We start from the raw sequence: 24,547 nt of genomic DNA on the forward strand, positions 1-24,547 counted from the left end.
TATAACTGTCCGCATCATCAATGGATGGCATCTGACCCGATTACTTTTGGACAGTCCCCCACTCCAGTGTCAGTATTTTTTTACCCGACGAATAATCTGCACGGGTGTTTGCAAGAGCCAATAACCGTTCAAACTTTTCTATTCAGCTTATAGCTCAAGGATATAGGGATATGGCAAACCTCAAAAAACTCTTCACCACCTCTAATGAGGCGCTCGCACAACCCAGTTCAAGCTTTACCCAGGTGGACAGTTTCAGTCACGCCTATGATCGCGGAAATGGTCTTGTAAAAGACGGCAAGGACTCCTACTCCATCGAGCGCGCCGTACAACAACTGACGACCTCCACCGACTCCCGTGGAAACGTGCGCGACATTCCCCACTGGAACGATAAAAACGCCGATGGCACTGTCAGCGTTACTTATAGTTTTCTGGATGAGAACTCATCCTTCAAATCCCGTGGATTGAGTGGCGTCACCGAGTTCAACGATCAACAAAAAGCCCAGGCCGCCCTCGCCCTCCAATCCTGGAGTGATGTGGCCAAGCTTTCGTTTACCGAGTCCGACACCAAGGGTGAGGCGCATATTACCTTTGGCAACTATGACTCCAAAGTCAACAGCAAAGGCGCGGCGTTCGGTGAGTATCCCAATGGCAGCGGCACCAGTGAAACCTGGTACAAGATCAGCAAGGACTATCAGGTCAACAGCACCCCCGATAACGGTAATTATGGGCGCCAGACCCTGACCCACGAAATCGGTCATGCACTGGGACTCGCCCACCCTGGCAGCTACAACGCCAGTGACACCGTCGCACCGACTTACTCTTCGAGCGCGTCCTATGCCGAAGATACCCGTGGCTACAGCATCATGAGCTACTGGAGCGAAAGCAACACCGACCAGAACTTCTCCCGCGCCTATTCGGCTGGGCCGCTGATCGATGACATCGCCGCGATCCAGAAGCACTACGGCGCCAACTACGACACCCGCGCCACCGACACCACTTACGGTTTCAACTCCAACACCGACCGCGACTACCTGAGCGCCACGTCCTCGACGGACAAGTTGGTGTTCGCTGTCTGGGACGGCGGCGGCAACGACACCCTGGACTTCTCCGGCTTCAGCAAAGCCCAGCAAATCAACCTCAATGAAGGTTCGTTCTCCAACGTCGGTGGTTTGGTGGGTAACGTTTCCATCGCCAAGGGTGTGACCGTTGAAAATGCTATCGGCGGCTCTGGTAACGACCTGCTGGTGGGCAACGCAGCAGACAACATCCTCAAGGGTGGTGCGGGTAATGACGTGCTCTACGGCGGCGGCGGTGCCGACCAACTGTGGGGTGGCGCAGGCGCGGACACCTTCGTGTTTGGCGCCAGCTCTGACTCCAAACCCGGGGCAGCCGATCAGATCCTCGACTTCACCAGCGGCAGCGACAAGATCGACCTGACCGGCATCACCCAAGGCGCCGGCCTGCATTACGTCGATGCCTTCACCGGTGCAGCGGGCGATGCCGTCTTGACCTTCACCTCGGCCACCAACCTGGGCACCCTGGCCATCGACTTTTCCGGTCTGGGCGTGGCGGATTTCCTCGTCACCACGGTAGGTCAGGCCGCAGCCACTGACATTGTTGCCTGAGGCAAAACCCGTGTAGTCATCAAAGGGCCTGGATGCAATCCGTTGCATCCAGGCCTTTTTCATGAACACCCTCGCAAACGTCTAGGGTTGGCTGTAGACCTCACGTCCGGAAAAGTAGGTCTTGAGTACCTGGGTATCGGCCAATTGCTCGTCAGCCACGTTGAATACATCGCGATCCAGAACGATCAGGTCAGCCTGTTTACCCGGCGTGAGCGAGCCAATCTCTTGCTCAAGGCCAATGGCTCGGGCGGCGTTGCGGGTATAGGCATAGAACATCGTTTCCCGGTCAATCCCCTCGTCTTTGTTGAGCACACCCTTGGGCCCCTTGCGACTGATTGCCTGGGCAATGGCTTTCCAGGGTTCCGGGGTGCTGACCGGCCAGTCGCTGGCGCCCGCGATGGTGGCGCCATTTTTCAGCAGCGAGCGCGCCGGGTACATGTACTGGAATTGCATCGCGTTGATATAGGGCTTGAGCAAGTCAATGCTTGTCTCGTCCGCACTGGCCCAATACAGCTGCATCGAGGCAATGACGTTCAGCGGTTTGAAGCGGGCAAACTCCTTGGGGTTGACCAGTTGCAGATGGGTGATCGAATGGGTGACCTCACTTTGTCTGTCGCGGCGTGCCTGCTCGATGCCATTAAGCGACTCGCGTACCGCACGGTCGCCAATCGCATGCACATGCACCAGCCAGCCGCGTGCATCGGCGGCGCTGACCAGCTCACCGAAATGCGCGGGGTCGATCAACAGCTCTCCGGCTTTTTTTGAGTTTTTGTAGGGTTCGAGCAAGGATGCGGTTTGCGCGGGGACCTCGGCCACGCCATCGGCAAAGATCTTGATACCCGGCAGGCTGAGGTTGTCGACGCCGGAGAACTGCTTTCTGACCTGATCCAGCACCGCCAGATCGGCAGGCGTGCTCTTGGGGTTGGCAACCATCAAAGCGGCCACCCGCAACTCAAGTTCACCCTTGTCCGACAACGCTTTGTAGACGGGCAAGACCCCCACCGTCTGCGCGGTAGGTTTGAAATCGAATACCGCGTCGCCTGGCATCGCATTGGCCGCCGGGTCCATGAGTGCGGTGATGCCCAGGCGATGATTCAGGTCACGCGCCGCCCGGCCTGCGTCCAGCAACTGGTCAAAGGTTGGCGCGGGAAGCTGAGACACCACCGCCGACAATCCGGCGTCGGCCACGAAGCCATTTGGCGTGCCGTCTGCATGATGGCCGATGGTTGCCACGGCTTCACCCTTGAGTGACTTGACCCGCTCGGCGTCAATGCCTGCTCGCTTGAGCATCGCCTTGTTGGCCCAACCGGTGTGATAGTCCCAGCCGATGAAGGCAATCGGTGTGTCCGCCCATCCACCCTGGTTGAAGCGCCTCTCCAGTTCGGCCAATTGGCTCCAGTAGGTCGAAGGGAAGCCACCGACACTGAGCATGTCACCGTGGCGGGCCTTGCCGTCATCTCGCCACGCACGCAAACGCTGCTCCAGTTCATCGAAGGGCAGCATCTGCGATTCAAGGTCGGCCGACTTGAGTTTCACCCCGCCAAAAATCGCATGGCTATGGCTGTCGATAAAGCCGGGCATCAGCACCTTGCCCTGCAAATCGATCACTTGTGTGCCGGCTTCTTTCAGCGCAAGCACCTCGGCGTCGTTACCCACCTTGACGATCCGGCCATTGACCACTGCAACGGCTTGTTGCAGTGCCTGCCCTGGCTCGGCGGTGAACACCTTGCCGTTGTACAAGAGCAGATCGGCTGCCGCCATGCTTTCCACTGATGAAAAAGCAACCGCCATTGCCAGTGTCGCTCTGAGAACGTTCTTCATCGCCCCAACACCTTTTTTATAAGAGTGCTCGAGAGACTAGCCAAGTCAGATGAGGTTAAGAATACTTGATGCCTGAAACACATACTTTCCCAAAAGGAAAAAACGAATGGACCAGCTTGGCGCCATTACCATGTTCGTGGCCACCGCACACCACGGCAGTTTCACCCGTGCCGCCGCTTATCTGGGCAAAACGACTTCAGCCCTGACCAGGGCCGTGACCCACCTTGAGGCGGAACTGGGAACACGCCTGTTCGAGCGCTCCACGCGCCGGATTGCCCTGACCGAGGCCGGGCATATCTACCTGGCAAGTGCACGACAGGTGCTGACACAGCTTCAGCAGGCCCGCGAAGACATTGACCAGTTGCAGCAGGAGATGTGCGGCACCTTACGCGTGGTGGCTCCACCCTCCTTCGCGCCGGCGTTTCTCAATGCAGCGTGCTGCCGCTTTCTCGAGCAATACCCAATGATGCGCCTCGAAGTCGACCTCACCGATGAACTGGTGGACCTTGTCGAGGGCAGCTACGACCTTGCGGTACGCGACGGGCCTGTCGAATTGCCCGACCTGATCGCACGGCCATTGACCGCCAACCGCATCCTGATTTGCGCCAGCCCACGCTACCTGCAACGCAATCCACTTGAGGTGCTACCTCACACGCTCGACCAACACGACTGGCTGATTTTTCGACACCCCGCGCTGAACCCTCATTACTGGTGGTTTACCCATGAAGGAGAACGCCAGCGCATATCCCAGCCAGTGCCTCGCCTGGTGAGCGACAACTATGACTGCCTGTTCGCCGCCCTCCTGTCCGGCATGGGCTTGCAGTTGTGTCCGCAATGGAGCGCCGTTCCCTATCTAAGGCGTGGTGAACTGGTGCAACTGCTCCCTGATATAGAGCTGGACCCCGATCAGTTCGGCGCCAAAATCCATGTTATCTACCCGGAACACCGACGTCATACCCGCAAGCATCAGGCATTTATCGAGTGCCTGAGTAACTATCTGGATGAGCAGGCACTGCATTAACTATGCTTTGAAAGAGCAGGCATCAAGGGTGTTCCGAAAACAGCAAAGTATACCTTTATAACTAATACCAATTTTCCTGAAATCCCCACCACAAAGTAAAACAAGAAACTAAAGCCCTGCTAATATCATTTAATTAGCGTCCTTATAGCAAAACAATACAATCGCGCGCCAGACTCTTGCTACGGTTAGCAACAGGCTACCAACCTGTTGTTTTCAAATGACTTTATGTTTTTTTGACGCCAAGGAATTGTCATGGTTGTTGTAACTACCTTACACGGACTGTTGGTGAACGACCTTCGCGACAACGGTTGTCCGTTATTTCCTGGCAAAGGGATTACGGCCCGAAAAATGGCCGCGTGCGTTCCGAAAGCCACCTCCATAAATACCTTGCTATTCAATATCTTGAAAATTCAAGTGAACTTGGATCGCGCCTTTTTTCGCAGGATTGATACCACTTGAAGACCTTTACGCCAGAAAACGGCAATCGGTTACTCACCTCCAAGTTTTATTGTAGGAACTAGACGTCTAATCAAACTGATGTGTGGTTCGAAGTGCAGTGCGAGACTGTAAGTACGCATAAGCGTTTTATGCCCTTTTATCAGGCTTGAGTGTGCGATTCGAAGACATGACATAAACAGATGATTACGCCTTGTTCGCAACAATGGATGGGCCCTGGGCCTATGCATGTTTTTGTTGATCGATGATATAGGGGCGGTATTAAGATGAAAAAAATCAATCCTTTTAGTGTTAGTCTTGATCGTTCGCCAGGCTCATCAATACCGGAGGAAAAAGGTAAAAAAGCAAAAAAACCAGCTCTGCGAAAAGAGTGCATTACCGCCACGTCGGCGTTGATTCTCCTGGCAGCTGGCTGCTTTCAAACGGTTGAAGCATCAGCCTACCCTCCCGCTGGAACTTGCGTTTCAGGGGGCGGGAATGTCCCGATCGGTCAGGTCACGACAGGGCCGACTACCGTGGGCCCTGTGGATGGCTCCGGAACGTATTCAAATGTCGTGGGATGTAACGCCAGTGGTAATGGGCAATCATCTGTTTCCGTTTTCGGTACTTTTGCCCAGGCAACCGCGCAGGGCGGCGCCGCGTTTGGCTTTTCCGCATTGGCAGGCCAATGGGCGTCGGCGTATGGGCTGTCCAGTACAGCGACGGGTATCGGCAGCACAGCGTTAGGTTTCGGTGCCCAGGCACGCGGTCTTAACACTGTCGCGATTGGTGGGGCGGGTGGTGACGGTACAACCGTGTTGACACCGGCCAACTCTACGATTGCCACAGGCGACGGCTCGACTGCCATTGGCAGCAATGGTCAACGAGGGGCTCAAGCCAATGCAGTCGATGGCATCGCAATCGGTGGCCAGTCTACCGTGGCGACGGGAGCAACCTCCGGCATCGCTCTTGGACGCGGCAGCTCTGCCACGGGAACCTACGGGGTGGCTGCGGGGGATGGTGCCAGCGCTGCCGCCAACGCAATCGCTGTCGGGCGAGGCGCCAGGGCGACGGGGACTGCCAGCATCAGTATCGGCCTGGGCAATACGGTCAGCGGCAACAATTCCGGCGCCATTGGTGACCCGAGCACGGTGTCGGGGGCCAACTCGTACTCGTTGGGTAACAACAACACGATCGTGTCTAACAATGCCTTTGCACTGGGCAACAACATCACGATACCGACGGGGCTGGATGGCGCCGTTGTATTGGGCAACAACTCCACCGTAGCCGCCTCGGCGCCTACCGCGAATGCCACGATCAATGGCGTGACGTACACCTTTGCAGGTGCGGCGCCAGCGGCTGGCGGGGTGCTCAGCGTCGGCGCTGCGGGCAGCGAGCGCCAGGTGACCAATGTGGCAGCTGGCCGACTCACGAGCACCAGTACTGACGCCACCAATGGCAGCCAATTGTTTGCCACCAACACCGCGCTCAATAGCGTCGGTACCACGCTCAACAACATCGTCAACAATGGCGCGGGCATCAAGTATTTCCATGCTAACTCGACCCTGGCCGACAGCACCGCCACCGGCACCAACAGCGTGGCTGTCGGTCCGACCGCCAATGCTACGGCGACCAATGCCATGGCTCTGGGCAACGGCGCCACGGCAGGAACCGCCAACTCGGTGGCCCTGGGCAGCGGCGCCGCCACCGCGGCAGCTAACGCCACCACTGGCGGTACGATCAACGGCACGGCCTACACCTATGCCGGTGGCGCGCCGATTGGTGTGCTCAGCCTGGGCACAGCGGGCAATGAACGGCAGATCACCAATCTGGCGGCAGGTCGAGTTACAGGCACCAGCACCGATGCCGTCAACGGCAGCCAGTTGTTCGCCACCAACACGGCGGTCAATGGCGTCGGTACCACGCTCAATAACATCGTGAGCAACGGTGCGGGCATCAAGTATTTCCATGCCAATTCGACCGCCGCTGACTCCAGCGCTGTCGGCGTCGACAGTGTGGCGGTGGGTCCGTTGGCGGTCGCCAATGGCGCCACCTCGACCGCTGTCGGCAGTAACGCCTCCGCCGCTGCCGCCCAAAGCTCGGCCCTGGGCGCCAACTCTTCGGCGACAGGCGTACGATCGATCTCGGTGGGTAATACATCAGCGGCAGGTGACGGCAGCATCGCGATCGGTGGCACGGGGGCAACGAATAGCAGCTTCAAGCCCACCGCAACCGGCGCGGATGCCATCGCCATTGGTACCAGCAATACACAAGCCTTCGGACAGCGTGCCGTTTCGATTGGCCGCGACTCATGGGCTAATGGTGATAACTCCACGTCAATGGGTTACGACGCCGAAGCACTGGGTCTCAATGCCGCAGCCTTTGGCACCAGCGCGTCAGCGGATTCCGACAATTCGTTAGCCGTCGGTCCAAACGCGAAAGCCACGGCAACCAATGCCACGGCCCTGGGCAGCGGTGCCACAGCAGGCACTGCCAACTCGGTAGCCCTGGGCAGTGGCGCAACCACCGCTGCGGCTAACGCCACCACCGGCGGCACGATCAATGGCACCGCCTACACCTATGCCGGCGGCGCACCGATTGGTGTCCTCAGCCTGGGGACGGCGGGCAATGAACGCCAGATCACCAATGTGGCAGCCGGTCAAGTCACGGGCACCAGCACCGATGCCGTCAACGGTAGCCAATTGTTTGCCACCAACACGGCGGTCAATAGCGTCGGTACTACGGTCAATAACATCGTGACCAACGGTGCGGGCATCAAGTACTTCCACACTAACTCGACCCTGGCCGACAGCACCGCCACCGGCACCAACAGCGTGGCTGTCGGTCCGACCGCCAATGCTACGGCGACCAACGCCATGGCCCTGGGTAACGGCGCCACGGCGGGAACTGCCAATTCGGTGGCCCTGGGCAGTGGCGCAACCACTGCTGCGGCTAACGCCACCACTGGCGGCACGATCAACGGCACGGCCTACACCTATGCCGGCGGCGCACCGATTGGTGTGCTCAGCCTGGGATCGGCGGGCAATGAACGCCAGATTACCAATGTGGCGGCAGGCCGAGTCACAGGCACCAGCACCGATGCGGTTAACGGCAGCCAACTGTTTGCGACGAATACCGCCGTCGACGGCCTGGGTACTTCGGTCAACAACATCATCAATAACGGCGCAGGCATCAAATACTTCCACACTAACTCGACCCTGGCCGACAGCACCGCCACCGGCACCAACAGCGTAGCTGTCGGCCCTAGCGCCAGTGCCACGGCGACCAACGCCATGGCTCTGGGCAACGGTGCCACAGCGGGAACTGCCAACTCGGTAGCCTTGGGCAGTGGCGCAACCACCGCTGCGGCTAACGCCACCACCGGCGGCACGATCAATGGCACCGCCTACACCTACGCCGGCGGCGCACCGATTGGTGTCCTCAGCCTGGGGACGGCGGGCAATGAACGCCAGATCACCAATGTGGCGGCAGGCAGAGTCACGGGCACCAGCACCGATGCCGTCAACGGCAGCCAACTGTTCGCTACCAACACGGCGGTCACTGGCGTCGGCACAACACTCAACAACATCGTCAACAACGGTGCAGGCATCAAATACTTCCACACTAACTCGACCCTGGCCGACAGCACTGCCAGCGGGATTAACAGTGTGGCTGTCGGCCCAACCGCCAGTGCTACAGCAAGCAACGCCATGGCCCTGGGCAACGGTGCCACGGCGGGAACGGCCAACTCGGTGGCCCTGGGCAGTGGCGCCACCACCGCCACCGCCAACGCCACCGCGGGCGGCACGATCAACGGTACGGCCTTCACCTATGCCGGCGGCGCACCGATTGGTGTCCTCAGCCTGGGATCGGCGGGCAATGAACGCCAGATCACCAACGTGGCGGCAGGTCGAGTCACCGGCACCAGCACCGATGCGGTCAACGGTAGCCAACTGTTCGCCACTAATACGGCGGTCAATAGCGTTGGCACGACGGTCAACAACATCGTGAACGGCGCGGGCATCAAGTACTTCCACGCTAACTCGACCCTGGCCGACAGCACCGCCACCGGCACCGACAGTGTCGCTGTCGGGCCGAGCGCCAGTGCCACCGCCACCAACGCCATGGCCCTGGGCAATGGCGCCACGGCAGGCACCGCCAACTCGGTAGCCCTGGGCAGCGGTGCAACCACCGCCGCCGCCAACGCCACCACCGGCGGTACCATCAACGGCACCGCCTACACCTACGCCGGCGGCGCACCGATTGGTGTGCTCAGCCTGGGATCGGCGGGCAATGAACGCCAGATCACCAACGTGGCGGCAGGCCAAGTCACGGGCACCAGCACCGATGCGGTCAACGGTAGCCAACTGTTCGCCACCAACACGGCGGTCAATAGCGTCGGCACGACGGTCAACAACATCGTGAACGGCGCGGGCATCAAGTATTTCCACGCCAATTCGACCCTGGCCGACAGCACCGCCACTGGCACCGACAGTGTCGCTGTCGGACCAAGCGCCAGTGCCACGGCGACCAACGCCATGGCCTTGGGCAACGGTGCCACGGCAGGCACCGCCAACTCGATAGCCTTGGGCAGCGGCGCAACCACTGCCGCGGCTAACGCCACCACCGGCGGCACGGTCAATGGCACGGCCTACACCTATGCGGGAGGCGCACCGACAGGCGTCTTGAGTGTGGGCAGTGCGGGCAATGAACGCCAGATCACCAATGTGGCGGCCGGCCAAGTCACCGGGACCAGCACCGATGCCGTCAACGGCAGCCAACTGTTCGCCACCAACACGGCGGTCAATAGCGTCGGCACGACGGTCAACAACATCGTGAACGGCGCAGGCATCAAGTACTTCCACGCTAACTCGACCTTGGCCGACAGCACCGCCACGGGCACCGACAGCGTGGCCATTGGTCCGCAATCGGTAGCAGGTGGCGCGCAATCCTTCGCAGCCGGCGCCGGTGCAGTGGCAAGCACCTCCGGCGGCGTGGCCTTGGGTAACTTGAGTAGCGTGCAAGTAGCGGGCGGTGTGGCGCTGGGCCAAGGCTCGATTTCGGACCGTGCCATCGCACCCGCCACCGGCCTGATTCCAGTGGGCAATGGCGCCATTCGCTATGACACCACGGACGCGACCTTATTAGGTGCCGTGTCACTGGGCAAAACCGGCCAGTACCGTCAACTCACCAACGTAGCGGACGGTACCAGCTCCCAGGATGCCGTGACGTTGCGCCAACTGACCGGCGCAATCGGCTCGATCAGCGCCACCGGCACCATGTACTTCCATGCCAACTCGACTAACCCGCAAGACTCCCTGTCCGTAGGGCAAGAGTCGATTGCCGTAGGCCCGGCCACCGTGGTCAACGGTGATAACGGTATCGGTATCGGTAACCAGGCCACCGTCGGCCAGGCGGCCCCTGGCGGCATCGCGATGGGTCGCAATACCCAGGTGCTGCTGGCCTCCGGCATTGCCATCGGCTCCGAGGCCCAAGCCCAGGGTGAACAGTCGCTGGCACTCGGTGCCGGTGCGGTGGCCAGTCAAGCCACCAGCATCGCGCTGGGGTCAAGCTCGGTCACCACGGTCGGTGCCCAGAACGGCTACACCGCTTATGGCCTCAGCGCTCCGCAAACGTCGGTTGGCGAATTGGGGATTGGGACCGCACTGGGTGATCGCAAGATCACCGGCGTGGCCGGCGGCTCAGCGCCGAACGATGCGGTGAATGTGGCACAACTGACAACCGTCGGTGATCGGGTAACGCAGAACACCACCAGCATCACCAACCTCGGCGGGCGGGTCACCACCATCGAGGGCGACATCACCAACATCACCAACGGTGCGGGCATCAAGTACTTCCACGCCAATTCGACCAGCGCGGACTCCCAGGCGGTAGGCCAGGAAGCCGTCGCCGTGGGTGGCGGTACCGTGGTCAGTGGTGACAACGGTATCGGTATCGGGAACCAGGCCACCGTCGACCAGGCCGCGCCGGATGGTATTGCGATTGGTCGCAACAGCAAGGTGTTGGCGACTTCCGGTATTGCTCTTGGCGTCGATGCCCAGGCTCAAGGCGCACAGTCGCTGGCACTCGGCGCCGGCGCGGTGGCCAGTCAGGCCACCAGCATCGCGCTGGGTTCCAATTCGGTCACTACGGTCGGCGCCCAGAGCGGCTACACCGCTTATGGCCTGACCGCACCGCAGACTTCGGTCGGCGAATTGGGTATTGGCACCGCAGCGGGTAATCGCAAGATCACCGGCGTGGCGGCCGGCTCGGCGCCGAACGATGCGGTGAACGTGGAGCAACTGACGGCGGTGGGTGACCAGGTGGCGCAAAACACCACCAGCATCACCAACCTCGGCGGGCGAGTCACCACCATTGAGGGCAACATCAACAACATCACCAACGGCGGTGGCGTGAAGTACTTCCACGCCAACTCCACCCAGGCTGACTCGGTGGCCAGTGGCGCGGACTCGGTGGCGATCGGCGGTAACGCCAGTGCTTCGGGTACTGGGGCGGTGGCTTCGGGCAACGGCGCGAAAGCTTCGGGCACAGGCTCGGTGGCTTCCGGCAACGGTGCCCAGGCATCCGGCGCCGGGGCGGTGGCGGTTGGTAATGGCGCCACGGCCAGCGCCGATGGCAGCGTAGCCGTTGGCCAAGGCTCCAGCGATGGCGGCCGCGGCGCGGAGAACTACACCGGTAAATACTCCAACGCCAGCAACGCCAGTGTAGGCACGGTTTCGGTGGGCAATGCCGCCACGGGCCAGACCCGCACCCTCAGCAACGTTGCCGATGGCCGCCAGGCCACCGATGCGGTCAACGTGCGGCAACTCGATGGCGCGGTAGCCGAGTCCAAGCAGTACACCGACGACTCGCTGAAAACCGTCAACAACAACATTAGCAACGTCACCGGCGCCATCACTGCCGTGGATAACCGTGTGACTCAGGTAGAAAGCAATGTCACCAAGGTACAGAACGGCACCGACGGCATGTTCCAGGTGAACAACACCAGCGCTGGCGCCAAGCCTTCCGCTACCGGTACCAATGCGGTGGCCGGCGGTGTCGGTTCGGTGGCTTCCGGCAACAACAGCGCAGCGGTCGGCACCAATGCCAAGGCCTCCGGAGCCAATTCGGTGGCCATGGGTAACGGCGCCAGCGCCACGGGGAGCAACAGCACGGCCCTGGGCGCCAACTCGGTGGCGGATCGTGATAACAGTGTCTCGGTCGGTGCCAAGGGCAGTGAACGGCAGATCACCAATGTGGCCGCAGCCACCCAGGGCACTGACGCGGTGAACTTCGATCAGCTCAATAAAAGCGTGTCGAACGTCACCAACAACGTTAACGCCTACACTGACCAGCGTTACTCCGAACTCAAGCGCGACCTGAAGAAACAGGACGACACCTTGAGCGCGGGCATCGCCGGCGCCATGGCCATGGCGAGCCTGCCACAACCTTACTCACCAGGAGCGAGCATGACGTCCATCGCAGCCGCCAACTATCGCGGGCAATCAGCGCTGTCGTTTGGCGTGTCGAGAATCTCCGATAACGGCCGCTGGGTCAGCAAACTCCAGGCCACCACCAACACCCAGGGCGATGCGGGCATCGGCGTTGGCGTCGGCTACCAGTGGTAAGTAAGTGCGTTGTTTAGTACCTGACGAACAGGCTGCACCCGTGCAGCCTGTCTTTATCCACATCAGCACAAGGCTAATGCCCTATGTCGTTGTTCAAGATTTCTGGATGGATCCTCCCCCTGGTGTTGCTGGCCGGCTGCGATAACAGCGCTCACACCGTCGCTGCAAAAACCTCCCAAGGCGTAGCACTGCCGGCACTCCCGATTATTCAGGGTGCCGTCATGGCGCTGGTGCCCATGCCGGATGGTCAGCGCAATGAATTGATGATGAACCAGGTCTGTGCATTGGCACGGGGCGAAAGCACTCAGCAGCAAGTCGCTCAAAACCTTTTGCAGCAAGGCATTGACCTGAGCCGGGTGCCTCAACAAGGCCACCCGCTGTCATTACTGGTTGATCCGGATAGGTCACGACGCGCCACCGCGTGTGCGGCCTACATCGCCACCTCAGTGATGATGCTGCCAAAAACCGCCGAGTTCATGGTGGAGGCAACCACCGCACCCGTTTCGGGCAAGAAAAAGCTGAACGTCGACCCGCAAAAACTTAACTATTTCCTCGGCGTACAATTGGCGGTCGCCAAGGCGGATGCTGATTTCTTCGCGCTGATAGCCACCCGATTGGAGAAGACTCCAGGCCTGACGCTGGAGCAATACACTCAGCAGGCCAAAACCCAGTTCGCCGACATCGCCCCCCTGTATCTGCAACGGGTCAAGGACCTCTATGCACAGGGGCAGAATGTCCAGTACACGCTGGTTGAGTATTCCGATAGCGACTTCAAGTTCACCAGCAATAACGGCTATCTTTTTGAGTTCGGATACGATGGGCTGAACCTGAGCTTCAACCGAACACCTTGGTACGGCGCGGGCCATTTGCTGGGTAAACCTTACCTGCTGGATGTCGATTACTTTGCCAATCTTCCGGTTAAATGACGCGGTTTACCGAACCATCGTGCTGCTGCCTCGGCCGCTGTCTCAAGGTCAATACTCGCCTCACCCACCCAGGCGACAATGCCATCCGGCCGTACAAGCACAGCACGTAAACCAAGCCGTTCCCTGGCATCCACCGCGACATAGGCAAGCCGATCACTCCAGCAGCTTGCCAGCGCTTGAAGCGGCGCACAGCTGTCGAAGTCCAACAACAGCCCTCTCCCCTCCCTCAGCCGTTCGCCCAACTTCGTCCCGTCCGCCAGCGCGAAGTCCGGCGCGCTACGACCCACCAGCGGGTGGTGGCTGCCCAGGTCGTAGCGCAAGGAAATGCCCCACACACGCTCGGCGAAATAAGTGGCGCCATCGCGCGTGTCGATGAGGTCACGGATGATGGCTTCGAGCGCGCGCGAGTGCCGGCTCGGCCGCATCAACGAGACCTGGGCGCGTGACCAGTCAAGGACCTGCGCGCCCACCGGATGCCGCTCGCTTGAATAGCTGTCCAACAGGCCCTCCGGCGCGTCGCCACGCAGGGTTGCTGTCAGCTTCCAGCCCAGGTTCATCGCGTCGCCAAACCCGAGATTGAGCCCCTGGCCACCCAAGGGGGAATGAATGTGCGCAGCGTCCCCGGCGAGCAGCACCCGCCCTTTGCGGTACGCCGTCACCTGATAAGCGCGATCAGTCCAGGTGCTGGCCTGCTTGAGCGCCGTCAGGGTGACGTCGACACCCGCGACATGGCGCAACACCGCCTGCACATGTTCGAGGGTGATCGGCTGCGTTCGGTGGAAAGCACCGCCGTCGAAATCAACCATTGCGAGGGTTCCGGGCGGCGTCAGGGAATACATGCCTGTGGGCGTGTAATGGCGGCCTGGGCGGAGTTTCTCGGGGTCGGCCATTTCGACTTGAACGGAATAACCGGTGAACTCAGGATCGGTGCCAATGAACTCAAAGCCACCGACCTTGCGCACGGTACTGCGACCGCCATCGCACCCCACTAGCCAGCGTGCGCGGAGTTGCTCACCGCCGGCACGGATCATCACGTCTTCGTCCGATTGTTCGAAGTCTTCGACACCCACGCCCCATCTGACCTCGACGCCCATCGCACCTGCACGGGCAGCCAAGACAGACTCGATCTGTTCCATATCGGACGCCATATGGGTGACATGGGCGCCTGGCACGTGATAAGGCCATTGCGAGGTGTCGATACGCGCGTGGTCGAACACGATACCGGCGAAATGGCCCGCCGGTCCGCGTGCCGGTTGCGCACGACTGCCCGAGTCAACTTTCGTGGGTTGCGACATCGCGAGGTCATCCAGCAACCCGCGACGGTAAAAGGCCTCGAGGGTGGGCGTCCACAGACCGCGCATACCGAATGGCAGCCGCTTCAACGGCGAATGTGGGCTCTCGGCCTGCTCCAATACCAACACCGACAGTTTGGCGATGCGCAGTTCACAAGCGAGGAACAAACCAACCGGGCCGGCACCGACAATCACGACGTCATAGATCACAGACACACTCCTCAAGCGTTTTGGCCGCTGCCCCGTGGCGCCACAGAATGCCATCTGCCTGTGGTGCTTGCCCGGGTATTTGAAGGCATCCCTTGCCGAGTTGCAAAAACTGGGTGGGGCGGGTTGCGTCGTTCTCGGTAACCCTGGCTACTACGGGCGCTTCGGATTCAAGGCCCAGCCAGGCCTTGAGTTACCTGGCGTCCCAGCGGAATACTTTCAAGCGTTGTCGTTTGCGAGCAGTAGCGTGAGATTTCACGAGGCGTTTGAGGCCACACAATAAACAGCACTGACACCGGGCGCCCGAAATGGGCGACCGGCTTGCATTCTTCTTCAGTGGCACCCTAGGCTGTCGGCAGTCACCCAAGTGAGCAGTTCCATATGGACATCGAAAAAATCAAAGGCCGCCTCGACTTCCTCCGCGAGGCGGAAAAGCTCAAGGACGTACTGCGCTCGGCCCACACCTCGTCCGGCCGTACCGAAAGCACTGCAGAACACAGCTGGCGCCTGTGCCTGATGGCGATGGTGTTCGAGGATGAACTGGCCGACCTGGACCGTCTGAAAGTGCTCAAGATGTGCGTCATCCACGATTTGGGCGAAGCCATTCACGGTGATGTGCCGGCGATTGCGCAAATCCCCGGGCAGAACAAGGGCGAACAGGAGCGAGACGATTTGCTGTTCCTCGCCCGCTCCGTGGATGCACCGGTGCGCGAAGGCATCCTGTCGCTGTGGGACGAATACGAGCAGGCCTCGTCCCCGGAAGCCTTGGCAGTCAAAGCGTTCGACAAGCTGGAAACCATGCTCCAGCACAATCAAGGCAACAATCCGCCCGACTTTGATTTTGAATTCAACCTGGATTACGGACGCCGCTATACCAGCCTGCACCCGCTGTTTGCCGCCATGCGCAAACTGGTGGACGAAGACACACGCCGGAATCTGGAGGCCGGGCTTCAACGCTCCTGACGTTGCTTCCACTCATCAACGACATCGCCCATGGTCTTGGGCATGCCGTTGCGGATCCAAGCCATGAAGGCCCGGTCGAACTTGAACGCGGCGCCGCAGTGCTCAAGCATGAATCGGCGTACGTTCTGGGTGTTTTTATAGTGCCGGGAAACTTCAGTGCTGCGGGTGATCACGTGGCTGTGCCAGTCAAATTCCATATATTCTCCAAAAAAACTCAGCGCATGCGAGCCAAGGGCTCATCGTAAATTTCGTGAGTGAGAGCCTGAAGCCCTTACCTGTTGGCCACGCATCAGAAGCTCATCGCAGGCCACCTCAAAGCATAAATAAACTCCATCCATCTAAATGCTGGCATAGAGCCACCTGCTGCACGCACAATAGTGCCCCGAAAAATCAGAACATGGAGTTCTTTTATGAATCGCTCAAGCCTTTCGAATCCCGCCGTCATCCTCGCCGCAGGCGTGGCTGCCGGCGCTGTCCTATGGGGGATCGCCCAGTTGTTACCGGCGATCGCAGCTTTCTTCGGGATATTGATCCAAGCGATCGCGGCAGCGGCGGGACTCGCTGTAGCCGTCGCCACGACGGGCTTTGCGACGGCTGGCAGTGTCGCGGCGTGGCTACCGATTGCCGCGACCGTAGGGGTGGGCGCAGCAGGAGCCGGCGCGACTTATCTAGTCGTTGTGAGGATCATAGAAAAGGGTAAGGAACACCCCTACCAATGGCTGCTCCCAGCACTGACAGCTCTTGCGGTCTTTTGCGTGGACCTGACCAAAGACCAACTGGTCACTACCGTGCTTGAACGCGCGCTTTACGGGTTGACCACGACCGTCCTTACCATTGCCGGTGGGTGGTTATTGATGACCCGCCAACTGGCTGTTCGTCTCATCGGTTTCTTGCTGCCTTTCCTGCCCTCGATTGCCATCTGTTTGCTGCTGCTTAAGCAGCAACATGTAAACGGTGCACTTTCCGATTTCATTGCGTCAGGAAGCGTGGGGGCAATTGGCTTGATGGGGGCCATTTCCATGGCTTTTATAGTCGGCGCACTAGGATTGCTGTTACCTCATGCAAAGTGAATGGTAACCAACTTCAGACTTAATCTGGAGCCTGCCTTTCCAGCGAGTGGATCCCTACAAGTGTTATTCGTGCCACCACATTCACGCGATTAAAAAAGCAAGTTCCAGAAAACTCAATTCACAGCCAACGTCATCAGGTATTACATGATAAACGCACACATCCCGACTCTTAGAAAGCCCGCATCAAATTCAAAGGACTGGTACAAAAAATTTCACAACTCCTTTTACATGTCACAACTGACAAACCACCTACTACTTTCATATATGAACAGCTTCATCGAGCTGACAAAACTAAATCACGCCAGCCAAGAGACAATCGAAGATTTCAAAAGCAGAGGAATTATCCACAAGCATGAACACTTCGATATAAGCTTTGCAAATCGTGAAAAAATCTATGCAGAGGATGCTAAAGAAGGATTGCAGGAGATCATTAGCAGTTTCAAATCCAAATTCAGAGAAATCGAGCATGTTCTGATGTGCCAGGGCGTCGGCATCGGTGACTACATGAATCGAGAAATAGATGTAAACCTGGACGACCTGCAAAACTCAGTAGAATCCGACAGTTGGTACGAGATAACCAAAGGTTTTTTAAATGTATGGGAGTTTATATTTCTATTCAGCATTGCTGAAAGCGCACTAAAAGAAGTGGTAGGAAACAATGAGTACGTGACTAACGACCTGATCTCAAAAATACTAAAAACTCATCAACCACTCGAAAGCATCATGTTTGAAGAGCACAAAATGAGCAAACCATTCATGATAAGTCTATGGGATCTTTTTTGCCGACTGCGCAATGTATACTCTCATACTCATGGCGTTATTTCCGAAGAGAACCGAAAAGCGCTAATCGAAAAATCAACAATCTTTAAAACCGAGTTTGAGTCAGCCTACCACGAGGACCTTATACTAAGCTCAATAGTTATTGAAACTGAAGAATTATTCAAACACAGCACTATCACTACTGACAAATTCTACTTGATCCCCGACAACGAACTTAATATTTTCAGAAATTTTCTTTCCGAGTTCATGTCAGCATTGGATGAACTATTATCCGATAGCAACAGCTAAACATTTCACGCACTCACTGCGTCGACTACATTTAGACAACCCGGATAGATCTGTTGTTGTAGCCTGTGCAGTTCTGAAGCGGATGCCAGCATACGGTTGCAGCTGGCACCGTATCCGCCTATGTTTCAAACGACACGTTGACTTGCAACCTGCACTCGCATCCCGCTGTCCATCCCATACGACTGCCCCGTAGCCAGGTGACGACATGCCCCAAAACTCTCGCCCCGCTGTGCTCGAACTGATCGGCAATACGCCGCTGGTCCGCGTGAGCCGCTTCGATACCGGCCCGTGCACGCTGTTCCTCAAGCTTGAATCACAGAACCCTGGCGGTTCGATCAAGGACCGTATCGGCCTGGCAATGATCGACGCCGCCGAGCGTGATGGTCGCTTGCGACCTGGCGGCACCATTATCGAAGCCACTGCCGGCAATACCGGCCTGGGCCTGGCGCTGGTGGGCCGGGCCAAGGGTTATCGGGTAGTGCTGGTGGTTCCGGACAAGATGTCTACCGAGAAAGTCTTGCACCTCAAGGCCATGGGCGCCGAGGTACACATCACCCGCTCCGACGTGGGCAAGGGCCATCCCGAGTATTACCAGGACGTCGCGGCGCGCCTGGCACAGGAAATTCCCGATTCATTCTTCGCCGATCAATTCAACAACCCGGCCAACCCGCTGGCCCATGAAACCAGTACAGCCCCGGAAATCTGGGCGCAAACCCAACATGACCTGGATGCCATCGTGGTTGGCGTCGGCTCGGCCGGCACCCTGACCGGGCTGACCCGCTTCTTCAAGCGCGTGCAACCGAACCTGGTCATGGTGCTGGCGGATCCGGTCGGTTCCGTGATGGCCGAATACAGCCGCAGCGCCAGCCTCGTCACGCCAGGCTCGTGGGCGGTGGAAGGCATCGGCGAAGATTTCATCCCCTCGATTGCCGACCTGTCCAGCGTGCGCCAGGCGTACTCCATCAGCGACGAAGAAAGCTTCGACCACGCCCGGCAACTGCTGCGCGCCGAAGGTATTCTCGGCGGGTCTTCCACCGGCACCCTGCTGGCCGCGGCCCTGCGTTACTGCCGCGAGCAGACTGAGCCCAAACGGGTCGTGACCTTTGTCTGCGACACCGGCACCCGTTACCTGTCCAAGGTCTACAACGACCAATGGATGAACGATCAGGGCCTGTTGCAGTACAAGCACTACGGCGACCTGCGCGACTTGATCGCCCGGCGCTTCGAGGATGGCCGGGTGATCAGTGTCGGCCCGGACGACACCTTGCTCACCGCCTTCCAGCGCATGCGCCTGGCGGATGTCTCGCAACTGCCGGTGCTGGTGGACGGCCAGCGCCTGGTCGGCGTGATCGACGAATCGGATATCTTGCTGGGCATGCACCAGGATGCCTCGCACTTTCACATGACCGTGGCCAGCGCCATGACCAACACCCTGCAAACCCTCGCGCCCAGCGCCAGCCTGGCTGAACTGCAGGCAGAACTCGATCGCGGGCTGGTGGCAATCATCGCCGACGCCTCGGGCTTTCACGGCCTGATTACCCGCGTCGACCTGCTCAATCACTTACGGAGATCCCTTGCATGAGTCAGCACGATAAAACCGCCTTTGCCACGCGTGTCATCCATGCAGGGCAGTCACCAGACCCGACGACCGGGGCGCTGATGCCGCCGATCTATGCCAACTCCACTTACCTGCAACAGAGCCCCGGCGTGCACAAGGGACTCGACTACGGGCGTTCTCACAACCCTACGCGTTTTGCCCTGGAACGCTGCGTGGCAGACCTAGAAGGCGGCACTCAGGCCTTCGCCTTTGCCTCCGGATTGGCGGCGATTTCCACGGTACTGGAGCTGCTGGATGCCGGTACGCATGTGGTCTCCGGTAATGACCTGTACGGCGGCACCTTCCGCCTGTTCGACAAGGTGCGCCAACGCAGCGCCGGGCATCGTTTCAGCTTCGTCGACCTGAGCGACGTAGCGGCCTTTGAAGCCGCCTTGCAGGACGATACGCGAATGGTCTGGGTCGAGACCCCGAGCAATCCCCTGCTGAGCCTGACTGACCTGGCGGCCATCTCCCGCATCTGCCGCGCCCGAGGCATCATCTGCGTGGCTGACAACACCTTTGCCAGCCCGTGGATCCAGCGTCCGCTGGAGCTGGGTTTCGATATCGTGGTGCACTCGACCACCAAGTACCTGAACGGCCACTCGGATGTCATCGGCGGCATTGCGGTGGTGGGTCAAAATCCGGAACTGGCCGAGCGCCTGGGCTTCCTGCAGAACTCCGTCGGTGCCATCGCCGGCCCGTTCGACGCGTTCCTAACGCTGCGCGGCGTGAAAACCTTGGCCCTGCGCATGGAACGTCATTGCAGTAATGCCTTGGACCTGGCGACCTGGCTGGAACAACAGCCGCAAGTGGCGCGGGTCTACTATCCGGGCCTGGCATCACACCCTCAGCACGAACTGGCCCGTCGGCAGATGCGTGGCTTCGGCGGGATGATTTCCGTGGACCTGAAAAGCGACCTGGCCGGGGCCAAGCGCTTCCTGGAAAACGTGCAGATTTTCGCCCTGGCTGAAAGCCTCGGTGGCGTGGAAAGCCTGATCGAACACCCGGCAATCATGACCCACGCCAGCATCCCCGCCGAAACGCGTGCGCAACTCGGTATTGGCGATGGCCTGGTGCGGTTGTCGGTGGGTGTGGAGGACGTCGAAGACCTGCGCAAGGATCTGGCCCAGGCCCTCGCGCGGATCTGAACAACGGGCTCATTCAATCGACAAAGGTGGCGCCCCGGGTATTCACAAATAACCCGTACACCGAATGGCTGCCGGCCATGAACAGCCGGTTGCCTTCCCTCCCCCCGAAGCACAAATTGGGGCAACGCTGCGGCAATGAGATGTGGCCGATAGCCTTGCCCTCGGGGTTGAATACCCGCACGCCATCGAGCTTTTCCAGGTCGGCCTTGGGGTCGCCATTGCCACCCCAGCCGCACCAGAGGTTGCCACTCTCATCGCATTTCATGCCGTCGATGGCAGCGTAATCCAGGCCTTCGATGTGTTTTCGGCGGGCACCGAGGCTGCCGTCTTCATTGACGCTGATCGCCCAGATAAGCCGGTTGGGTTTGGCTCGCCCCTCTACCACGTAGAGGACCTTTTCATCGGGAGAAAAGCACAGGCCGTTGGGTCCGTTGAGGTCGTCGATCACCCGGCTGACCTTACCGCTGTCGCCGTCAAGGCTTGCCGTCAAGGCTTGCCGTCAAAACTGTCGGCCTGTACGGCTCAGCGGCTCGGCCTGGGCCAGCCGAGGCAGGTTGCCGAGTACCGCAACCGTTGCTGATACGGCCAGGGTTCGCTTGAGAAACACCCGGCGGCTGTTATCTGCCGAGTGGGACGATGGGGCAAAATCCATGGGAGGTCTCCGTTATTTATTGTTAGACGGGGCACCATTTTTAGCTTGTGATGAGACATCATACAAGATGATTTATACACAAATCCCTGCAATTAAGGCCCTAATTAGAAATTTCACTTTCCTTTCCATAGACATTTATTGCAGTGTTGTACGATGACATGAGCGCTAACCTTCGCAAAATTCAGCTCATCCATACGCGCCCTATAACAACAAGGAAATCCCCATGCAAAACGTCAAAGTGCTGATCGGTTTTCTATGCCTGTTCAGCGGTTATGTGGCCGCCAGCCCAGCCGCTGCCGACAAAGACGTCGCCCAGGCCGTCGACCACCTGACCCAGGCCATGCTGCACAAGAACATCCCCCAGCTTCAGGCCCTCACCGCGGACAACCTCACCTACGGCCACTCCAGCGGCAAGATCCAGAACAAGCAGGAATTCATCGCCGACATCGAAACCGGCCGCAGCGGCTTCAAGACCCTGGAAATGCAAAAACAGACCATCACCCTCAACGGCGACACCGCCCTGGTGCGCAACCACTTTTCGGCGCAGGCCGTTAACAGCGGCGTGGAAGTGCCAACCGAGATCGAGAATTTTCAGGTCTGGCAGAAACAGAAAGGCCACTGGCTGCTGGTTGGGCGCCAAGCGTTCAAGTTCTGAACACACTGTTTCTGTAGCCGCTGCCGAGGCACGAGGCTGCGATGGGCTGCGTAGCGGCCCCAAGGGCGGTCCTGCGGCCCGCATCGCAGCCTCGTGCCTCGGCAGCGGCTACAGAAAGCCGACGTTCACCACGCCACCAACCGCCGTACCTTGATCAACGCCTCCCGCAACGCCGCGATATCCACCGACCCCAGCGCCAGGCGAACTGCATGGGGCACATGCACCGTCGTCGCAAACGGCTCGGCCGTGGACACCGAGATATTCTCCTGGCTCAATGCCATGGCGAACTGATCCGCCCGGGTGTCTTCCGGCAACGCCAGCCACAGGAAATACGACGACGGGTGACGAATGTAATCCAGCCCGGCGAGCACCTCATCCGCCAGCAGCTGACGCGCCCGGGCGTCTTCGCGCTTCTGCGCTTCCAGTTGCAGGACGGTGCCGTCTTCAATCCAGGCGACGGCGATGGCCGTCATCACCCCAGGCGCGTTCCAGACAGTCGCCATAATGATGCGTTCCAACGCGTGCACCCATTCAAGGGGCGCGGCCACGAAGCCAACGCGCAAGCCGGTAGCGACGCTCTTGGACAGCCCTGAAATGTACACCGTACGTTCCGGTGCCAGCTCTGCCAACGGTGGCGGCGCATCCTCTGCCAGGAACGCATAGGCCGCGTCTTCGATAAGGATCAGGTCGTGATGACGGGCGATCGCCACCAACTGTTGGCGTTGTTCGATTCCCAATACCCAACCCAAGGGGTTATGCAGGGTCGGGATACTGTATACCGCACGCACTTTGCGCCGGCGGCAAAGGTCTTCCAGAAAGCCAAGGTCCGGGCCCGTCGCCGTAACCGGGAGGGCTACGATTTCAAGGTGCAACGCCTCGGCCAGGACCTTGAAGCCCGAGTAGGTCAGCCCATCCACCGCCACCACATCACCAGGCTTGAGCAGCGCCATCATCGCCACCGCCAGGCCATGCTGGGCGCCACTGACCATCAGCACTTGCTCGCCCGGAACCGTCAGCCCCCGGCTGCGCAAATGCCGCGCCACCGCAACCCGTTCATGGGCACGCCCGCCATGGGGTTGATAGCGCAACAGCGACTCCAGGTCGCCGGACAACGCCAATTGCCGCAATGCGGTGCGCAGCAGATCAGCCTGACCCGGCAACGATGGATAGTTGAAGTTGAGATCAATCATGCCGGCCGCCACGGCGACCTGGCCGATACCCTGCCCCGGCGACAGGGATATCTCCCGCACAAAGGTCCCGCGACCGGTTTCGCCACTGACCAGTCCCATCGCCTCAAGCTCGGTATACACACGGCTGGCCGTGGCCAATGCCAAGCCGTGGGTGGTCGCCAATTGCCGGTGCGTCGGCAAACGTGTGCCGGGCACCAGGCTTCCGGAGCGGATATCTCTGGCGAAGCTATCAACCAGCGACTTGTAGCGAGCACGAGGCATCGGCAGCGTATCCATGACAATTTTTTGATTGTCTTAATCTTCGATCATAGGATGCCCTGGATGCAACCCATCCTTATCGAGCCTGCCTCTCATGGAACGTACCTCGCCCCTGAATGCCGTGGAACACAACAACACCCTCGGCTGGATCAATGGTTTTATCGGTGTGCTGATTTTCAGTGGCTCATTGCCGGCGACTCGGTTGGCGGTACTGGAATTCAATCCGATATTCCTGACCGTGGCCCGGGCAACAATCGCCGCGCTGCTGGGGCTGTGCCTGCTGTGGTTGTTCAAGGAAAAACGCCCGGCCCGCCATCAGTGGGTGCCGCTGATCATCGTCGCGCTGGGCGTGGTGATCGGCTTTCCACTGCTGACGGCACTGGCGTTGCAATACGTGACCTCCGCGCATTCCATTGTGTTTGTCGGCCTGCTACCCCTGGCCACCGCCGTGTTCGGTGTGCTGCGCGGAGGCGAGCGCCCGCGGCCAGTGTTCTGGCTGTTCTCGATACTGGGCAGCCTGCTGGTGATGGGCTACGCCGTCTCCCAAGGGCTAAGTGCGGCGCCTGCCGGCGACCTGCTGATGCTGCTGGCAATACTGGCGTGCGGCCTGGGTTATGCCGAGGGCGCAAAACTGTCCCGCACCCTCGGCGGCTGGCAGGTGATCTGCTGGGCACTGGTGGTGTCACTGCCGGTGGTGGCGCCCCTGACCTTGCTGCTGATGCCCGCCTCGTTCTCGGGCATCAGTCTGCCCGCCTGGCTGAGCCTGGCCTACGTGTCGTTGTTCAGCATGCTGATCGGCTTTGTGTTCTGGTATCGCGGGTTGGCCCAGGGCGGCATTGCTGCCGTGGGCCAGTTGCAGTTGCTGCAACCGTTCTTCGGCCTGGCGCTGGCGGCGACGTTGCTCCATGAGCGTGTCAGCCTGGGCATGCTGGTGGTCACCGTGGCGGTGATTCTGTGCGTGGCCGGCGCGAAGAGGTTCGCCCGCTAGCGC

General features: G+C 59.6%; 16 protein-coding genes and 2 pseudogenes. 12 read left to right on the plus strand and 6 right to left on the minus strand.

Annotated features, from left to right (window positions below):
* The first annotated feature begins 170 nt into the window (after nucleotides 1-170).
* A complete protein-coding gene (locus GNF76_RS22150; protein WP_155585210.1) occupies nucleotides 171-1,625 on the plus strand; it encodes a serralysin family metalloprotease in 1,455 nt (484 codons plus the stop codon).
* 81 nt (nucleotides 1,626-1,706) lie between these two features.
* Here GNF76_RS22150 and GNF76_RS22155 read toward each other — a convergent pair whose 3' ends face one another.
* On the minus strand, nucleotides 1,707-3,446 hold the full coding sequence (locus GNF76_RS22155; protein ID WP_155585211.1) for an amidohydrolase: 1,740 nt from the start codon (nucleotides 3,444-3,446) through the stop codon (nucleotides 1,707-1,709).
* Nucleotides 3,447-3,552: 106 nt separating this feature from the next.
* Between GNF76_RS22155 and GNF76_RS22160 the strand changes: the two genes are divergently transcribed.
* The 3 genes from GNF76_RS22160 (at nucleotide 3,553) to GNF76_RS22170 (ending at nucleotide 13,456) form a co-directional block, all read left to right on the plus strand.
* Nucleotides 3,553-4,467, plus strand: a complete 915-nt coding sequence (locus GNF76_RS22160; protein WP_155585212.1) for a LysR family transcriptional regulator — start codon at nucleotides 3,553-3,555, stop codon at nucleotides 4,465-4,467.
* Nucleotides 4,468-5,477: 1,010 nt separating this feature from the next.
* Nucleotides 5,478-12,530, plus strand: a complete 7,053-nt coding sequence (locus tag GNF76_RS29795) for a YadA-like family protein (protein WP_178123486.1) — start codon at nucleotides 5,478-5,480, stop codon at nucleotides 12,528-12,530.
* Between the two features lie 83 nt (nucleotides 12,531-12,613).
* A complete protein-coding gene (locus GNF76_RS22170; protein ID WP_155585214.1) occupies nucleotides 12,614-13,456 on the plus strand; it encodes a hypothetical protein in 843 nt (280 codons plus the stop codon).
* On the opposite strand, the gene GNF76_RS22175 is transcribed toward GNF76_RS22170, so the two are convergent.
* Nucleotides 13,429-15,012 (minus strand): FAD-dependent monooxygenase, encoded by a 1,584-nt coding sequence (locus GNF76_RS22175; RefSeq protein WP_178123488.1) that lies wholly within the window; start codon nucleotides 15,010-15,012, stop codon nucleotides 13,429-13,431. The genes GNF76_RS22170 and GNF76_RS22175 overlap by 28 nt on opposite strands.
* Before the next feature lie 37 nt (nucleotides 15,013-15,049).
* On the opposite strand from GNF76_RS22175, the pseudogene GNF76_RS29990 reads away from it, so the two are divergent.
* Nucleotides 15,050-15,238, plus strand: a pseudogene (locus GNF76_RS29990) (hypothetical protein); the annotation flags it as partial.
* Between the two features lie 98 nt (nucleotides 15,239-15,336).
* A complete protein-coding gene (locus GNF76_RS22180) occupies nucleotides 15,337-15,918 on the plus strand; it encodes an HD domain-containing protein (RefSeq protein WP_155585215.1) in 582 nt (193 codons plus the stop codon).
* On the opposite strand, the gene GNF76_RS22185 is transcribed toward GNF76_RS22180, so the two are convergent.
* Nucleotides 15,906-16,115, minus strand: coding sequence for a DUF6434 domain-containing protein (locus GNF76_RS22185; protein WP_155585216.1), 210 nt, complete (start codon nucleotides 16,113-16,115; stop codon nucleotides 15,906-15,908). The two genes, GNF76_RS22180 and GNF76_RS22185, sit on opposite strands and share 13 nt — an antisense overlap.
* A gap of 213 nt (nucleotides 16,116-16,328) precedes the next feature.
* Here GNF76_RS22185 and GNF76_RS22190 point away from each other — a divergent pair, with 213 nt between their 5' ends.
* The 4 genes from GNF76_RS22190 (at nucleotide 16,329) to GNF76_RS22205 (ending at nucleotide 20,801) form a co-directional block, all read left to right on the plus strand.
* Nucleotides 16,329-16,988, plus strand: a complete 660-nt coding sequence (locus GNF76_RS22190) for a hypothetical protein (protein ID WP_155585217.1) — start codon at nucleotides 16,329-16,331, stop codon at nucleotides 16,986-16,988.
* A gap of 264 nt (nucleotides 16,989-17,252) precedes the next feature.
* On the plus strand, nucleotides 17,253-18,056 hold the full coding sequence (locus GNF76_RS22195) for a hypothetical protein (RefSeq protein WP_155585218.1): 804 nt from the start codon (nucleotides 17,253-17,255) through the stop codon (nucleotides 18,054-18,056).
* Nucleotides 18,057-18,261: 205 nt separating this feature from the next.
* Nucleotides 18,262-19,638 carry a pyridoxal-phosphate dependent enzyme gene (locus tag GNF76_RS22200; RefSeq protein WP_155585219.1) on the plus strand — a complete coding sequence of 459 codons (1,377 nt, stop codon included), beginning with the start codon at nucleotides 18,262-18,264 and terminating at the stop codon, nucleotides 19,636-19,638.
* On the plus strand, nucleotides 19,635-20,801 hold the full coding sequence (locus GNF76_RS22205) for a cystathionine gamma-synthase (RefSeq protein WP_155585220.1): 1,167 nt from the start codon (nucleotides 19,635-19,637) through the stop codon (nucleotides 20,799-20,801). Before GNF76_RS22200 ends, GNF76_RS22205 begins: the two co-directional genes overlap by 4 nt.
* Nucleotides 20,802-20,814: 13 nt before the next feature.
* On the opposite strand, the pseudogene GNF76_RS22210 reads toward GNF76_RS22205, so the two are convergent.
* Nucleotides 20,815-21,279: pseudogene (locus GNF76_RS22210) on the minus strand (SMP-30/gluconolactonase/LRE family protein); the annotation flags it as partial.
* 21 nt (nucleotides 21,280-21,300) lie between these two features.
* Nucleotides 21,301-21,453, minus strand: coding sequence for a twin-arginine translocation signal domain-containing protein (locus GNF76_RS29995; RefSeq protein WP_379652595.1), 153 nt, complete (start codon nucleotides 21,451-21,453; stop codon nucleotides 21,301-21,303).
* Nucleotides 21,454-21,676: 223 nt separating this feature from the next.
* On the opposite strand from GNF76_RS29995, the gene GNF76_RS22215 reads away from it, so the two are divergent.
* The gene (locus GNF76_RS22215) at nucleotides 21,677-22,108 is read left to right on the plus strand and encodes a nuclear transport factor 2 family protein (RefSeq protein ID WP_155585221.1); all 432 of its coding nucleotides are present in this window, start codon (nucleotides 21,677-21,679) and stop codon (nucleotides 22,106-22,108) included.
* 125 nt (nucleotides 22,109-22,233) lie between these two features.
* On the opposite strand, the gene GNF76_RS22220 is transcribed toward GNF76_RS22215, so the two are convergent.
* Nucleotides 22,234-23,559, minus strand: coding sequence for an aminotransferase-like domain-containing protein (locus tag GNF76_RS22220; protein ID WP_155585222.1), 1,326 nt, complete (start codon nucleotides 23,557-23,559; stop codon nucleotides 22,234-22,236).
* 91 nt (nucleotides 23,560-23,650) lie between these two features.
* On the opposite strand from GNF76_RS22220, the gene GNF76_RS22225 reads away from it, so the two are divergent.
* A complete protein-coding gene (locus GNF76_RS22225) occupies nucleotides 23,651-24,544 on the plus strand; it encodes a DMT family transporter (protein ID WP_155585223.1) in 894 nt (297 codons plus the stop codon).
* The last annotated feature ends 3 nt before the right edge of the window (nucleotides 24,545-24,547 follow it).

It is taken from the genome of Pseudomonas spelaei, from assembly GCF_009724245.1.
Lineage (GTDB): Bacteria > Pseudomonadota > Gammaproteobacteria > Pseudomonadales > Pseudomonadaceae > Aquipseudomonas > Aquipseudomonas spelaei.